The organism is Nocardia africana NBRC 100379, from assembly GCF_001612635.1.
Classification (GTDB): Bacteria; Actinomycetota; Actinomycetes; order Mycobacteriales; family Mycobacteriaceae; genus Nocardia; species Nocardia africana.
Genome location: NZ_BDAV01000025.1, coordinates 57,565 through 72,827, shown reverse-complemented (window position 1 = coordinate 72,827; position 15,263 = coordinate 57,565). Strand labels below are relative to the sequence as shown.

14 protein-coding genes are annotated in these 15,263 nt (G+C 68.1%); 10 read left to right on the top strand and 4 right to left on the bottom strand.

Translation table 11 applies throughout. The features are described from left to right. Positions 1-216 precede the first annotated feature (216 nt). The 3 genes from NA3_RS32945 to NA3_RS38910 are packed head-to-tail and all read left to right on the top strand — an operon-like array spanning position 217 to position 2,005. Positions 217-960: a rhomboid-like protein gene (locus NA3_RS32945; RefSeq protein WP_062968410.1), complete on the top strand. Its 744-nt coding sequence runs from the start codon at positions 217-219 to the stop codon at positions 958-960. A gap of 45 nt (positions 961-1,005) precedes the next feature. Beyond that, positions 1,006-1,695, top strand: coding sequence for an endonuclease NucS (gene nucS / locus NA3_RS32940; protein ID WP_062968408.1), 690 nt, complete (start codon positions 1,006-1,008; stop codon positions 1,693-1,695). A 7-nt stretch (positions 1,696-1,702) separates the two neighbouring features. Then, positions 1,703-2,005 (top strand): Rv1322 family protein, encoded by a 303-nt coding sequence (locus NA3_RS38910; RefSeq protein WP_062968406.1) that lies wholly within the window; start codon positions 1,703-1,705, stop codon positions 2,003-2,005. 98 nt (positions 2,006-2,103) lie between these two features. On the opposite strand, the gene NA3_RS32930 is transcribed toward NA3_RS38910, so the two are convergent. Then, the gene (locus NA3_RS32930) at positions 2,104-3,096 is read right to left on the bottom strand and encodes a coiled-coil domain-containing protein (RefSeq protein WP_062968404.1); all 993 of its coding nucleotides are present in this window, start codon (positions 3,094-3,096) and stop codon (positions 2,104-2,106) included. Positions 3,097-3,182: 86 nt separating this feature from the next. After that, the gene (mce, locus tag NA3_RS32925; RefSeq protein ID WP_062968402.1) at positions 3,183-3,653 is read right to left on the bottom strand and encodes a methylmalonyl-CoA epimerase; all 471 of its coding nucleotides are present in this window, start codon (positions 3,651-3,653) and stop codon (positions 3,183-3,185) included. Between the two features lie 133 nt (positions 3,654-3,786). Between mce and NA3_RS32920 the strand changes: the two genes are divergently transcribed. The 5 genes from NA3_RS32920 to NA3_RS32900 all read left to right on the top strand — a co-directional run bounded on the left by NA3_RS32920 (position 3,787) and on the right by NA3_RS32900 (position 7,296). Further along, positions 3,787-4,968 (top strand): acetyl-CoA C-acetyltransferase, encoded by a 1,182-nt coding sequence (locus NA3_RS32920; protein WP_062968400.1) that lies wholly within the window; start codon positions 3,787-3,789, stop codon positions 4,966-4,968. Between the two features lie 71 nt (positions 4,969-5,039). After that, on the top strand, positions 5,040-5,393 hold the full coding sequence (locus NA3_RS32915) for a DUF3817 domain-containing protein (RefSeq protein WP_062968450.1): 354 nt from the start codon (positions 5,040-5,042) through the stop codon (positions 5,391-5,393). Between the two features lie 61 nt (positions 5,394-5,454). Then, complete coding sequence (locus tag NA3_RS32910) at positions 5,455-6,303, top strand: tetratricopeptide repeat protein (protein ID WP_062968398.1); 849 nt, start codon at positions 5,455-5,457, stop codon at positions 6,301-6,303. Positions 6,304-6,399: 96 nt separating this feature from the next. Beyond that, a complete protein-coding gene (locus tag NA3_RS32905) occupies positions 6,400-6,768 on the top strand; it encodes an SSI family serine proteinase inhibitor (protein WP_128145099.1) in 369 nt (122 codons plus the stop codon). 6 nt (positions 6,769-6,774) lie between these two features. Then, the gene (locus NA3_RS32900; protein WP_062968392.1) at positions 6,775-7,296 is read left to right on the top strand and encodes a hypothetical protein; all 522 of its coding nucleotides are present in this window, start codon (positions 6,775-6,777) and stop codon (positions 7,294-7,296) included. On the opposite strand, the gene glgB is transcribed toward NA3_RS32900, so the two are convergent. Further along, entirely contained in the window at positions 7,260-9,446 is a 2,187-nt protein-coding gene (gene glgB / locus NA3_RS32895; protein WP_062968390.1) for a 1,4-alpha-glucan branching protein GlgB, read from the bottom strand. The two genes, NA3_RS32900 and glgB, sit on opposite strands and share 37 nt — an antisense overlap. A gap of 34 nt (positions 9,447-9,480) precedes the next feature. Continuing rightward, the gene (locus NA3_RS32890; protein ID WP_062968388.1) at positions 9,481-11,481 is read right to left on the bottom strand and encodes an alpha-1,4-glucan--maltose-1-phosphate maltosyltransferase; all 2,001 of its coding nucleotides are present in this window, start codon (positions 11,479-11,481) and stop codon (positions 9,481-9,483) included. Between the two features lie 184 nt (positions 11,482-11,665). Between NA3_RS32890 and NA3_RS32885 the strand changes: the two genes are divergently transcribed. Together NA3_RS32885 and glgP are read left to right on the top strand one after the other, a co-directional pair. Then, complete coding sequence (locus NA3_RS32885; protein ID WP_062968386.1) at positions 11,666-12,424, top strand: dienelactone hydrolase family protein; 759 nt, start codon at positions 11,666-11,668, stop codon at positions 12,422-12,424. Positions 12,425-12,505: 81 nt separating this feature from the next. Beyond that, positions 12,506-15,166 carry an alpha-glucan family phosphorylase gene (gene glgP / locus NA3_RS32880; RefSeq protein WP_084492071.1) on the top strand — a complete coding sequence of 887 codons (2,661 nt, stop codon included), beginning with the start codon at positions 12,506-12,508 and terminating at the stop codon, positions 15,164-15,166. Positions 15,167-15,263: the final 97 nt, after the last annotated feature.

Sequence of the window (15,263 nt, the reverse complement as noted above, 5' to 3'; positions counted from 1 at the left end):
TTTCTGGACATCGTCGCGTCGATGCGGTTGTCGCCGACCGTGTCCGCGGTGCTCGCCCGGAGGATATTCGGGCGAGTGGAATCGGTTCGGGTGGGTATTCCCGGGTTCACAGGACTTTCCTAGGTAAGCCTGACACCATTCGGGAGATCGATCGGGATCATGGATGGTGTCGACCCGGTGCAATCGGTACCGGTCTGGTAGCGGAAGGTGATCCGAATGGTTCTACTCCAGGAGCCGGCCACACAGTCAGCACTGGAGTCCGGCCCCGCGCAGGCCGGCCGTTCCCTCACGCTGCGGGATCGATTCAAGCTGCCGATGACCTACAGCTACGGCGCCCTGCTCATCGCGGTGACCGTGCTGGTGTCGGTGCTCAGCGATACCCAGCAGACCCGCGTCATCCAGCATGCAAGTACCAATCTGCACAATCTGCTGGCCGGACGGTTCGGCACCCTGTTCTCGAGTGCGCTCGTGATCGGTGACGGCACCGCGGGCGCGGTGCTCATCCCGCTACTGGTCTGTCTGCTCATTCTGGCGGAATGGCGATTCGGCGCCCTGTCGCTGCTGCGCATCTTCATCGCCGGCCATATCGGTGCCACACTCCTCGTCGCCGGCGGCCTGTGGGTGGCGGTGAGCGTGAAATGGTTGCCGACGAGCATTTCCCTCGCCGAGGACGTCGGGGTGAGCTACGGCGCGCTGGCGGTCATCGGGGCCCTGATGGTGGTTCTGCCCGCCAAGTGGCGGCCGACGTGGGCCATCTCGCTCGGCGCTGTCGCCGTCGCGGGCGTCGTCATGGGCCATACCTTCACCAATGTCGGGCATCTGATCGCCCTGACGATCGGGTTGCTCACCGGGTGGTTGCTGCTGCGCAGCGGTCATGTCCGCGCACACCGGCTCAACCGGTTCGAGACGGGTCTGCTCGTCGTCGCGGCCGCACTCGGATACATCTTGCTCGTCGGCTGATCGCCCCGCGCGCAAGCAGTCTCGGCGAGGGCCTAAACTCGACCGGTGCGCCTTGTGATTGCTCGTTGCCAGGTCGATTACGTGGGTCGGCTCACCGCACATCTCCCGATGGCCCGCCGGCTGCTGATGATGAAAGCGGACGGCTCGGTGCTGGTGCATTCCGACGGCGGTTCCTACAAGCCGCTGAACTGGATGAGCCCGCCCTGCTGGATGGAAGAGCGCGAGACCGATGTCGAGACGATGCCCGACGGCTCCCAGCTCTGGGTGGTGACCAACAAAGCCGGTGAGGAGCTGCGGATCACCGTCGAGGACATCGAACACGACTCCGCGCACGAACTGGGCGTGGACCCCGGGCTCGTGAAGGACGGTGTCGAGGCCCATCTCCAGGAGCTGCTCGCCGAACACATCGGCACGCTGGGAGACGGTTATACGCTGATCCGCCGCGAATACATGACGGCCATCGGCCCGGTGGACATCCTGTGCCGCGACGCCGACGGCGCCACCGTGGCGGTGGAGATCAAACGCCGGGGCGAGATCGACGGGGTGGAGCAGCTCACCCGGTATCTGGAGCTGCTGAACCGGGACCCGCTGCTGGCGCCGGTCACCGGTGTCTTCGCCGCACAGCAGATCAAGCCGCAGGCGCGGACCCTGGCGACCGACCGCGGGATCCGCTGCGTCACACTCGATTACGATGCCCTGCGCGGTACCGACAGCACCGAATTCCGGTTGTTCTGAGGCGCACGTGCCACGCCGGAAACCTCGTCCCACATCGTCGCGGCTCCAGCGGGATCCGCGGCCGATCGGTGACGTCTTCGGACGCACCGAGGACGGGCCCGGCGGCACGGAAACCTTTGTGGTGCGTACGATTCCGGGTTCGCGCGCGGTGAAGACCTATCGGTGTCCCGGCTGCGACCACGAGATCCCGCCCGGCACAGCCCATATCGTGGCGTGGCCGGCCGAGGGCGGCGAAAACGACCGTCGCCATTGGCATTCGGGCTGCTGGCGTGGCCGCCATACCCGCACGATCACGCGGCGCTGGTCGTAACGGTCCGGGTGCGGGCATAGGGAAGGCCGCCCCCGCAATGCGGGAGCGGCCTCGAAACGGGTGGTGAATGTGTCGCCCTGAGGGGGTGGCGCGTGTTGTCAGCTCGAGACTTCGGCGCTTTCGCGCTCTTCGTCGACGGACTCTTCGTCTTCCGCCTTGACCTCGGGGATGGCCTTCTGCCGGCCGGAACCGGACTGCTTACCGGACAGTGAACGCTGCTCCGGTGCACCGTCGAGCAGCTCGCTCTCGCGGTTGACCGCGGCCAGCATGGCCGGGACCGAATCGAGCTGGCCGCGAATACCCAACAGCTGGGCCAGAACTCGGCCGCGCAGGACCCGCATCTCCTCGGCCAGTTCCTTCGCGTGCGCGATCTTGCGCTCGGCGGACTGAGTGGCCGAGGTGACCAGGCGGTTGGCCTCGTCGGTGGCCTCTTTGATGCGCTGGGCGGCGTCGGCGCGGCTGGATGCCTCCAGCTCCTCCATGGCCTTGGTCAGCTTGGTCCGCTTCTCGGCCATGGTGGCCTCGAAGTCCTGCTGGGCGGCCTTGCGCTTGGCCTCGGCCTCCTTGGTGATGCGGGTGGCATCGGCCTGGGCGGCCTCGACGATCTTGGCCGACTCGGCGCGCGCGTTCGACAGCGTCTGCTCGAATTCGACCTCGAGCGCCTCGCGCTTCTCCTTGGTCTCGGCCAGCAGGGATTCGTACTTGCCACGCATCTCGGTGGCCTGCTGCTCCGCGATGGAGATCATCTCGGCTGCCTCGGCCTGCGCCTGCGCGCGGACTTCGGACGCCTCGTCGGATGCCAATCGCAGCATCCGGGAGATTCGATCGCTCATGCCTTCCGCGGTGGTGGGCGGAACCGACAGGCGATCGACTTCCTTGCGAAGCTCATCGATCTCGTCGCGGGCGTCCTCCAGCTGGGCGGCCAGGTTACGGGCCTGAGCGGCGGCGGCATCGCGATCTGTTGCGGTGACCCTCAGCTCGGCATCGAAGCGGTCGAAGTAATTGCGTACTTCGTCACGGTCGTAGCCTTTACGGACTACCGTGAAAGGCAACGCGACGAAGCGATTGCGATCGGGCTCAGTGGACGACATGCCCCACAAACTACAGCCTGTCGACCCACCATGGTGAGTCGACTGCGAATGTCGTTACCAACAGTTTCCGCGGCCCGATTGCGGTACTAGTGAGTAGGATTCGCGGCCGGTTCGACCAATTCCACGAGCACACCGCCAGCATCCTTGGGGTGGATGAAATTGATGCGCGAATTGGCGGTTCCGGCGCGCGGAGCGTCGTACAGCAAACGGATACCGCGGCCTCGCAGGAAGGTAGCTACCGCGTCGATATCGGTCACGCGGTAGGCCAGTTGCTGCAATCCCGGGCCGTTGCGGTCGATGAACTTGGCGATCGTGGACTCCTCGTTCAGCGGCGCCAGCAACTGCAGAGCAGTGGCGTCGTCGCCGGAACCGGGCAGCGACAGCATCGCCTCGTGCACGCCTTGAGCCTCGTTGACCTCACGGTGGGTCTCGACCATGCCGAGATTGTCCGAATACCACGCGACGGCGGTATCGAGATCGGGCACGGCGATGCCGACGTGATCGACGGCGATGACGTAATCGGCGGGAATGAAAGCGGACGTATCGGTAGTGCTCACTCTACGAAGGTAGCGCGCACCTACCTGGAGCTGCCGGGACGGGAAGGGTTACCGTTGAGTACGAGAGCGGCCCGTCGCCGAGTACGAGGGCGGCATGCCGCTGCGTCCCCGAATGTGAGAAGCGAGGTTCATCGTGGCCACCACCTCTGTCATCGTCTCCGGCGCCCGTACTCCGGTGGGTCGGCTGCTCGGTGGGTTGTCCGGGTTCTCCGGGTCGGATCTGGGTGGTTTCGCCATCAAGGCGGCGCTCGAGCGCGGTGGGGTGGCGCCCGAGCAGGTCGATTACGTGATCATGGGTCAGGTGCTGACCGCGGGCGCGGGCCAGATTCCGGCGCGTCAGGCCGCGGTGGCCGCCGGTATTCCGATGGATGTGCCGGCGCTGACGGTGAACAAGGTGTGTTTGTCGGGTATCAACGCGATCGCGTTGGCGGATCAGCTGATTCGCGCCGGTGAGTACGAGATCGTGGTGGCCGGTGGTCAGGAGTCGATGAGCCGGGCCCCGCACATGCTGGAGAAGTCCCGTGAGGGCTTCAAGTACGGCGATGTGACGCTGCGCGACCACATGGCCTACGACGGGTTGCACGACATCTTCACCGATCAGGCGATGGGTGCGTTGACCGAGTCCCGCAATGCCGGGGACGGTATCGGCCGGGCCGAGCAGGACGCCTTCGCCGCCGCCTCGCATCAGAAGGCCGCGGCCGCCTGGAAGAACGGTGTGTTCACCGACGAGGTGGTGCCGGTGTCGGTGCCGCAGCGTAAGGGTGATCCGATCGTGGTGAGCGAGGACGAGGGCGTGCGCGCGGACACGACCGCGGAGTCGCTGGGCAAGCTGCGCCCGGCCTTCGCCAAGGACGGCACCATCACCGCGGGTTCGGCGTCGCAGATCTCCGACGGCGCGGCCGCAGTGGTCGTGATGAGCAAGGCGAAGGCCCAGGAGCTGGGGTTGAGCTGGATCGCGGAGATCGGAGCCGCGGGTGTGGTGGCCGGTCCGGACTCCACGCTGCAGGACCAGCCCGCGAACGCGATCGCGAAAGCCTGCGCGAAGGAAGGTATTTCGCCGGCGGATCTGGATCTGGTGGAGATCAACGAGGCGTTCGCGGCGGTCGGGATCGCGTCGACCCGCAAGCTGGGCATCGATCCGGAGAAGGTGAACGTCAACGGCGGCGCGATCGCGATCGGTCACCCGCTGGGCATGTCGGGTGCGCGGATCGTGCTGCACCTGGCGCTGGAGTTGCAGCGGCGCGGTGGTGGGGTCGGTGCGGCCGCGCTGTGCGGTGGCGGCGGCCAGGGCGACGCCCTCATCGTCCGCGTCTGATTCTCGGTTCGCGCTGTGGCATGACCCACACCTACTACGACGCTGCGTAGTCGTTGGGCACAATGGTGGCCATGGGCGAATTCTTCGACGTGAGCACCGTGGCCAAGCGGGTGCGTCTGTTCGGACTGCTGGAAGCGCCGTCGTGGGCGCTGTTGCTGCTCGGTTCGGTGCTCAAGCGGCTGCCCGAACCCATCACCTGGCCGGTGATGGTGTTCGGCATGCTGCACGGCATCATCTTCCTGCTGTACGCGGTGAGCCTGCTGCTGGCCTGGCGCGAGTACGAATGGCCCGGCAAGACGATTCTGCTGGGTCTGGTCTCGGCGGTGGTGCCGTTCACCTCGGTGTGGTTCGAGCGCTGGGCGATTCGGACCGGACAATTGGGAGAGCTGAGCCCGGCCGCGGCCCCGGCGCCCGCCGCGTCGTGACAAACTGGATGTCGTGACTCGACCTGCTGCACGTCGTCCCTCGCCCGCCGTTGCCGCTGCCATGTCCGGCGCGGTGGATCTGTCCGCACTGAAACAGCCGGCCGCCACGGACGTTCCGGGCGATCACGCCGTCACCGAGGCCGATTTCGAGACCAAGGTGCTGCGGCGATCGCTCGAGGTGCCGGTTGTCGTCGTCCTGTATTCCCAGCGCAGCCCGGGAAGTGTCGAACTGGTCAAGCTGTTCGAGCGGCTGGTCGGCAGCGCCGGGGGCAGCTGGGAGCTGGCCACCATCGAGGCCGAGCCGAATATGCGGATCGCGCAGGCCTTCGGGGTGCAGGGCATTCCGACCGTGATCGCGGTGGCCGCCGGGCAGCCGCTGGCCGATTTCCAGGGCTCGCAGCCCGAGGAACAGGTCAAGCAGTGGCTGGCGGCGGTCGTCGACGCGGTGCGGGGCAAACTCCCCGGCGCCGGTGACGATCAGGGCCAGGCGCCCGCGCCCGAGGATCCGCGGTTCGTGGCCGCCGAAGAGGCGCTCGACCGCGGCGATATCGCCGGGGCGGAGGCGGCCTACGAGGCGATTCTGGCCGCCGAACCCGCCAACGAGGAGGCCAAGGCGGCGCTGCGCCAGGTGCGGTTCTTCGGCCGTGCCCGCGAGCTGCCGGCCGATGCGGTCGCGGTGGCCGACGCCGATCCCGGCAATATCGACGCCGCCTTCACCGCCGCCGATGCCGAACTGTTCAACCAGCAGCCCGAAGCAGCCTTCGATCGGCTGATCGGGTTGATCAAGCGGACCGCGGGCGACGACCGCAACCGCGTGCGCACCCGGCTGGTCGAACTGTTCGAGCTGTTCGACACCGCCGATCCGGTGGTGGTCGCGGCCAGGCGCAAGCTGGCGACGGCACTGTACTGAGTTACGCCCGGTCGTCGCGGCCGATCGGCCGCGACGACCGATAATCGGTGCAGCCGCCTGCGGAGTTCGCTTGCGGCGCGGGGACGGGAGGCCGATGTGAGGGCAACGATGCGTGGTCTGATCGGCGCCGCTTGCGCCGCGGCGGTGCTGATGCCGGCGAGCAGCGCCACGGCTCACGATGCGGCTACCCAACTGATCTTCACCCGCACCGAACCCGACCGCTCACCCCGCGCCGTCACGTTGACCTGCGATCCGATCGGCGGCTCACATCCCGGCGCGTCCGCGGCCTGCGCGTATCTGGCCGATGCCGAATTGGCGCTCCCCGATGCTGATTCCGGGGTTCGCTGCTTCCGGTACTACCCGGTGCAATTGCGTGCCCGCGGCACGGTTCGCGGCACTCCGGTGTCGATCGAGCACACCTATGGATGCGTGGTCCCGGACCTGCCGGCGCCCTGGAAGTTCTGAGCCCGCATGGACGTGCGCACCGACCATCCGATCGTCACCGCGGTCCTCGACCGGCACCGCGACGACCTGGGCGACGATCTGACGACATACCGCAATCACGTGCTGCGGTGTCTCAACTATCACCGGGCACTGCTCGACGAACCGCTGCCCGACGCGGCGGTGCTCGCCTGGGCCGTTCACGACCTCGGCATCTGGACCGCCGACACCTTCGACTATCTGTTTCCCTCCGCGGCACTGGCCGAGGAGTATGCGGCCGAGTTCGGAATCTCCGACCGCGAGGCCGTCCGGCGGATGGTGTTCGACCATCACCGGGTGCGCGCGGTCGACGATCCGATCGCCGAGACCTTCCGGATCGCGGACCGCATCGACGTCAGCGGCGGCCTGTTGCGCGGCGGTCTGCCGCGGAGCGAGGTGCGGGCCGTGCTCGCCGCGTTGCCGTATCACGGCTTTCACCGCTTTCTGGCCGGGAGCGCAACGCGGTGGGCGCTGCGTCACCCGTTGCGGCCGTTGCCGATGCTGCGGTGGTGATCGGGAGTCAGCCAGACGGCGCTGTTGGGCGCGACGGTGACCTCCGCCGAGTACGGCCGGCCGTGCGAGGGGCAGTCGGACGCCGATACCGCGCCGAGGTTTCCGGTGCCGCTGCCGCCGTAGGAGGTGGCATCGGTGTTGAGAATCTCGTGCCAGATGCCGGGAGCCGGCAGGCCGATGCGGTAGTCGCGGTGTTCGAGACCGGAGAAATTGAAGACGCAGGCCACGACCGAGCCGTCGGTGCCGTAGCGCAGGAAGGCGAGCAGGTTGTGCACGTGGTCGTCGGCTTCGATCCAGGCGTAGCCACCGGGCGCGGTGTCCTGGGTCCACAGCGCCGGGTGGGCGCGGTAGACGGTGTTGAGATCGGCGACGAGGGCGCGAATACCGTCGTGCAGGGGATTGGCGAGTTCGTCCCAGTCCAGTCCGCGGTCGTGTGACCACTCCCGGAACTGGCCGAACTCCTGGCCCATGAACAGCAGCTGTTTGCCCGGATGCGCCCACATGTAGGCCAGCAGCGCGCGAACACCGCAGGCCTTGGCGTAGTCGTCACCGGGCATGCGGGTCCACAGGGTGCCCTTGCCGTGCACCACCTCGTCGTGGCTGATCGGCAGCAGATAGTTCTCACTCCACGCGTACACCGCCGAGAACGTGATCTCGTTGTGGTGCCAGCTGCGATGCACCTGATCGCGCCCGAAGTAGCCGAGGGTGTCGTGCATCCAGCCCATATTCCACTTCAGGGTGAAGCCCAGCCCGCCGACCTCGGTGGACCGGGTGACCCCCGGCCAGGTGGTGGATTCCTCGGCGATGGTCACCACGCCGGGATGATCGGCGTGGACGGCGGCGTTCAGCTCGCGCAGGAAGGCGACGGCCTCCAGATTCTCCCGTCCGCCGTGCACGTTGGGCTCCCAGCCGCCGGGCGGACGCGAATAGTCCAGGTACAGCATCGAGGCGACGGCGTCGACGCGCAGCCCGTCGATATGGAATTCCTCGAGCCAGAACCGCGCGTTGGCGACCAGGAAGTTGCGCACCTCGTTGCGGCCGTAGTCGAAAATGTAGGTGCCCCACTCCAGTTGCTCGCCGCGGCGAGGATCGGGATGTTCGTAGAGGGCGGTGCCGTCGAAGCGGGCCAGGGCCCATTCGTCGCGCGGGAAATGGCCGGGCACCCAGTCGAGGACGACTCCGATCCCGTGGCCGTGCAGATGGTCGACGAAGGCGCGGAAATCGTCGGGGGAGCCGAAGCGGGCGGTCGGTGCGTAGTAGGAGGTGACCTGATAACCCCAGGAGCCCCCGAAGGGGTGTTCGGCCACGGGCAGCAGTTCGACGTGGGTGAATCCTTGGGCCCGAACGTATTCCGCGAGTTGTTCGGCGGCGGTGCGGTAGTCGAGACCGGGCCGCCACGAGCCGAGATGAACCTCGTAGACGCTCATCGGCTCGCGGGTGGGGTCGCGCCGGGCGCGGGCGGCGCACCAGTCCTGATCGGACCACCGGTAGGTGGTTTCGGCCACGACCGACGCCGTCGCGGGCGGGATTTCGGCGGCGAAGGCCAGGGGATCGGCATGGTCGACGATCCGTCCGTCGGCGCCGTGGATGCGGTATTTGTAGCGCGTGCCCACCGCGACGCCGGGCACGAACACCTCCCACACCCCGGACGATCCGAGCCGGCGCAGGGGTGTACTCGTTCCACTCCAGCTGTCGAAATCGCCGAAGACGGTGACTCCGCGCGCGTTCGGCGCCCATACCGCGAACGACGTGCCGGTGACCTCGCCGTCGAGGGTGGTGTAGCGGCGCGGATGGGCGCCGAGTACCTCCCAGAGCCGCCGATGCCGTCCCTCGCCGAGCAGGTGCAGATCGAGTTCGCCGACGGTCGGCAGGAAGCGGTATCCGTCGGCGGTCAGCACGGTCCGGCTGCCCGGATAGGACACGATCAGCCGGTAGTCCCACAGGTCCGGGAAGCCGACCACGCCCTCGAAGATCCCGTGGCCGATGTGGTGCAGCGGATGATCGACGCCGCCGATGCGTGCCGACACCGAATCCGCGTGGGGCCGCAGGGTTCTGATCACCGTCCCGTCCGGATGCGGATGCGCGCCGAGGACCGTGTGCGGGTCGGTGTGGGTGCCGGCGGCCAGCAACATCAGATCGCGCCGATTCATCGGCGCGGCCGTCGTGCCGCGATCCGGCGTGCGGTCACCGGAAGGTCCTGCGGTAGGCCAATTCGGTGCGCGCGGCCGCCGAAACGGCCGGGAGGACGAGGATGTGGGCGGGGGCGCGCACCGGGTCGAGCCGCACGTAATTGGTTTGCGCCCAATGATATTCCTCGCCGCTGATCTCGTCGTGCACCGTCGGGTGGTCGTGCCATTCCCGCCCGATGGCCGGCATGTCGAGCGAGATCATCCCGTCCTCGGCGCCGAACGGGTTGAGATTGACCACCACCAGCACCGCATCCCCGGAGCTCGGATCGACCTTCGAGTACGCCAGCAGCGCCTCGTTGTCGACGTGGTGAAAGGCGATGCAGCGCAACTGTTGTAGCGCGGGATGGGCTCGGCGAATCTCGTTCAGCCGGGTGATGAACGGTTCCAGAGACTCACCGCGCGCCGCGGCCTCGGCGAATCGTCGCGGACGCAGCTGGTACTTCTCGGAATCGAGATATTCCTCGCTGCCGGGACGCACCGCCTGATGCTCGAAGAGTTCGAACCCGGAATACATTCCCCAGCTCGGGCCCAATGTCGCCGCCAGCACGGCGCGCACGGCGAACATGCCCGGGCCGCCGTGCTGGAGGCTCTCGTGCAGGATGTCGGGAGTGTTGACGAACAGATTGGGCCGGGCCTCGTCGGCCTTGGCGGCGAGTTCGCGTCCGAATTCGGCCAGTTCGTAGGCGCCGGTGCGCCAGGTGAAATAGGTATAGGACTGGGAGAATCCGCGCCGGGCCAGGCCGTAGAGGCGGGCCGGGCGGGTGAACGCCTCGGACAGGAAGATCACCTCGGGATCGGTCCGGCGCACCTGCGCGATCAGCCATTCCCAGAAGTCGGCCGGCTTGGTGTGCGGATTGTCGACCCGGAAGATGGTGACCCCCAAGCCGATCCAGTGCCGCACGACACCCAGGACGGCGGCATACAGCCCGTCCGGATCGTTGTCGAAATCCAGCGGGTAGATGTCCTGATATTTCTTCGGCGGGTTCTCGGCGAACGCGATGGTGCCGTCGGGCAGGGTTGTGAACCATTCCGGATGGCTGCGCACCCACGGGTGGTCGGGCGCGCACTGCAGCGCCAGATCCAGTGCCACCTCCAGGCCGAGCTCGCCTGCGGCACGGACGAATTCGGCGAAATCCGCCTCGGTCCCCAGGAGCGGGTGGACGGCGTCGTGGCCGCCCTCGGCCGATCCGATCGCCCACGGGGAGCCGAAATCCTCGGGTCCGCATGTCAGAGAGTTGTTGGGCCCCTTGCGGTTCACCGTTCCGATCGGGTGGATCGGCGGCAGGTAGACGACATCGAAACCCATGGCCGCGATGCGTGGCAGTTCCTTCGTCGCGGTGGCGAAGGTGCCGTGCACCGGATTTCCCTCGGCGTCCCAGCCGCCGGTGGAGCGGGGGAAGAACTCGTACCACGAGCCGACCAGCGCTCGCCGCCGCTCGACCAGCACGGTGTGGGCCGGACCGCGCGTCACCAGGTCGCGCAGCGGCGTCTCGCGCAGGATTTCGGCCACCTCGGCGCTGAAGGCGGGCGCTACCCGCGCCGGCAGTTGCGCATCGCTGCGCAGCGCGGCCGCCGCGGCGCGCAATTTCTCCCACTGGCGCTTCGGCACCGCCTGCGCCGCCCGTTCGAACAGCCGGGCACCGATCTCGAGATCGTTGGCCAGATCCGCCGCGCTCTGCCCGACGGCGAGTTTCGCCTCGACCGCGGCCCGCCACCCGGTGATCGGATCGCCCCAGCCCTCCACGCGAAAGGTCCACAGCCCCGGCGTATTCGGGGTGAAGACCGCATTGAAGACGTCGGGTTCGAACTCCGGTGCCATCCGGATCCGCTGAGTGCGGCCGCCCGGCCCGCGCACGGCCAGGGTGGCCGCCACCGCGTCGTGACCCTCGCGCCACACCACGGCTCGCACCGGCACCACCTCGCCGACCACGGCCTTGGCCGGATATCCGCCCGCGACGGCCGGGGCGGTGTCATCGATGGCGATGCGACCGGTCACGGCACCAACCGTACCGGTAGTTCGGGGACGACCACGAACACGCGCGACGCGGGCCTGGGCGATTGCGGGCCTGAGATGCCCGTGGCAGACTTTCCGGGGCGCTGGTTCCGTTTCTGCTGGACGCCGGTGCGGACGACGGGCACGAACGAATTCGCCGAAACAGCCGAGAGAAAGGGATTGGCGCATGACCGCAGTGCAGGGGCGGACCGTGGAGATCGCGACGCCCGACGGTGTCGCCGACGCGTACGTCACCTATCCCGCGGCGGGCGGGAAACACCCCGGTGTGTTGCTGTACATGGACGCGTTCGGACTGCGTCCGCGTCTGCGCGCGCCGGCCGACGATGTCGCCGCGGCCGGATACACGGTGCTGGTCCCCAACGTCTTCTACCGGCACGGCCGGGCGCCGCTGCTCGAGCTGCCGGACTTCATCGATCTGCAACGTCCGGACCTGTTCGCCACGGTCGTCCCGATGCTGCGGGAACTCACCCCGGATCTCGTGGTCCGCGATGCCGGCGCCTACCTGGACTGGCTCACGGCGTTCGAGCACACCGCCGGCGGGCCGATCGCCACGGCCGGCTACTGCATGGGCGGCCGGTTGGCGGTGTACACGGCCGGCGCGTTCGGTGACCGGATCGCGGCCGCGGCCGGATTCCACACCGGGGGATTGGTCGTCGACGGCCCCGACAGCCCGCACCTGGCCGTCGAGACCGCCACGGCGGAAATGTATTTCGGCCACGCCGACCAGGACCACTCGCTGACGCCCGAACAGATCGAGACGTTCGACAAGGCTCTGGCCGCGGCCGGAGTGCGCTACCGCACCGAGGTCTACCCCGGCGCGCACCACGGCTACACCCAGGCCGACACCTCGGCCTACGACCGCGAAGCCGACGAGCGGCACCGGCGCGAACTGCTGGCGCTGCTCGCCCGCACGCTGCGGGGATAACACCTTTCGCAGCAGGTCAGCGCGCTGGCCCGGCCTCGGCGTGCGGGGTGCGGGCCGGTGCCGCCGTGTAGGGTCTACCCGGTGAAGGCATTGCGTCGTTTCACCGTCCGTGCCCATCTGCCGCAGCGGCTGGCCGCCCTCGGTGAGCTGGCCGCCAATCTGCGGTGGTCGTGGCACGGGCCCACTCAGGACGTGTTCGCGCAGCTGGATCCCGAGTTGTGGGTGCGGGTCGGTCGCGATCCGGTGCGGATGCTCGGCGAGGTGGACGCGGACCGGCTCGACGAGTGGGCCGCGAACCGCGAGTATCAGGCCGCCGTCGATGCTGCCGAGGCCGACCTGCGCGACTATCTGAGCAGACCCCGCTGGTTCGCCGAACATATCGCCGCGCAGCCGGAAACCCCGGCGCCGCGCGGTATCGCCTACTTCTCCATGGAATTCGGTGTGACCGAGGTGCTGCCGAATTACTCGGGCGGCCTGGGGATTCTGGCCGGTGACCATCTCAAGGCGGCCTCGGATCTGGGCTTGCCGCTGATCGGCGTCGGCCTGCTGTATCGGTCCGGCTATTTCCGGCAGTCGCTCACCGCCGACGGCTGGCAGGCCGAGCGCTATCCCGACCTCGATCCGCAAGGTCTGCCACTGCGGCTGCTGGCCGAGGAGGGCGCCCCGGTCCTCGTCCACGTGCCCATGCCCGAGAACCGGGTGCTGCGTGCGCGGGTGTGGATCGCGCAGGTGGGGCGAATCCCGTTGCTGCTGCTCGATTCCGATATCAGCGACAACGATCCGGAACTGCGCGCGGTGACCGATCGGCTCTACGGCGGTGACCAGGACCACCGCATCAAACAGGAGATTCTGGCCGGCATCGGCGGTGTGCGCGCGGTACGCGCCTACACCCGGGCGCGCGGTATGCCGGATCCGGACGTGTGGCATATGAACGAGGGCCACGCGGGTTTTCTCGGAATCGAGCGGATCCGCGAATATATGGCGGGCGGAATGGATTTCGACTCCGCGCTCGCCGCGGTCCGGGCCGCCACCGTCTTCACCACACATACTCCGGTGCCCGCCGGCATCGACCGATTCGCCGCCGGACTGGTTCGGCGCTACTTCGGCGGCGCCCACGGGGAACGGGAATCGCCACTGCTGCCGGGTATTTCGGTGGACCGGATCCTGGCGCTGGGACGGGAAGCCGATCCGTCCGTGTTCAACATGGCCCACCTCGGTTTGCGACTCGCCCAGCGCGCCAACGGTGTTTCGCGATTGCACGGCGAGGTCAGCCGCGACATGTTCGCGCCGCTGTGGCCAGGATTCGACGCGGCGGAGGTGCCGATCGGTTCGGTGACCAACGGGGTGCATGCCCCGACCTGGGCCGCTCGCGAATGGATAGACACCGCGGCGCGAGCGACGGGCCCGGAGGAGGCAGCGCGCGTAACCACGGAGGGACCCGGGAGCGTCGCAGTGGATACAGCGCGCGACCTTGTCGGCCCCGAGCTGGTGGCCGAGGCTCGCGGCTGGGAACAGCTGCGGTCGGTGGATCTGCACGAGCTGTGGGAGACGCGGGCGACGCTGCGTGCGGTGCTGGTCGCCGAGGTGCGTCGCCGGCTGCGGGAATCGTGGCTCGAACGCGGCGCGGCGCCGGCCGAATTGGGCTGGGTGGACGAGGTTTTCGATCCCGGTGTGCTGACCGTCGGCTTCGCCCGGCGGGTGCCCACCTACAAGCGGCTCACGCTGATGCTGCGCGATCCGGACCGGCTGCGCGCGCTGCTTCTCGATCCGGAGCGTCCGCTGCAACTGGTGGTCGCGGGGAAGAGCCATCCCGCCGACGACGGGGGTAAGGCGCTGATCCAGCAGGTGGTGCGGTTCGCCGACGATCCGGCGGTGCGGCACCGCATCGTATTCCTGCCCGATTACGACATGTCGATGGCCCGCTACCTGTACTGGGGTTGCGATGTGTGGTTGAACAATCCGCTGCGTCCGCTGGAAGCCTGTGGGACGTCCGGGATGAAGGCCGCACTCAACGGCGGGCTCAATCTCTCCATCCGCGACGGCTGGTGGGACGAGATGTACGACGGCGACAACGGCTGGGCCATCCCGACCGCCGACGGGGTTCGCGACGACCATCGGCGCGACGATCTCGAGGCGGCGGCGCTGTACGAGATGCTGCAGCGCTCGGTGCTGCCGCGGTTCTACGAACGCGACGAATCCGGCCTGCCGGTGCGCTGGATGGAGATGGTGCGCCACACGCTGCGCACCCTCGGCCCGAAGGTCCTCGCCTCGCGCATGGTCCGCGACTACACCACCGGCTACTACCTCCCGGCCGCCGGTTCGTATGCCGCGATCGCGGCCGGCGACTTCGCCGGGGCGCGGGAACTGGCCGACTACCGCCGCCGCCTCGAGGGGGTGTGGTCGCAGGTGAAAGTCCTCCAGGTCGACAGCTCCGGCCTGCCCGACATTCCGGTGATCGGTGCGGAACTGTCGCTGCGGGCCCGCATCGATCTCGCCGGACTGTCCGCCGGCGACGTGGTGGTGCAGGCGGTATTGGGGCGGGTGGGTTCCGACGACGAGCTGACCGATACCGAGGTCGTCGACATGGACCACAGAGGCACGGATGCCGGCACCGAGCAGTTCGCGGTCACCACGCCGGTGCCGCATTCGGGCGCCGTTGGGTATACCGTCCGCGTGTTGCCCAGACACCCTCTGCTGTCGAGCCCGGCGGAACTCGGACTGGTTGCCGCGGCGCGGCCGTAGAACGTCTGGTCAGCGCGGATATCGGGGAGCGTGATTTGCCACATGTTCGCCGATCTGAATGGCATCGAACGGTCCGGGACCGATACGGTGCCCTCGG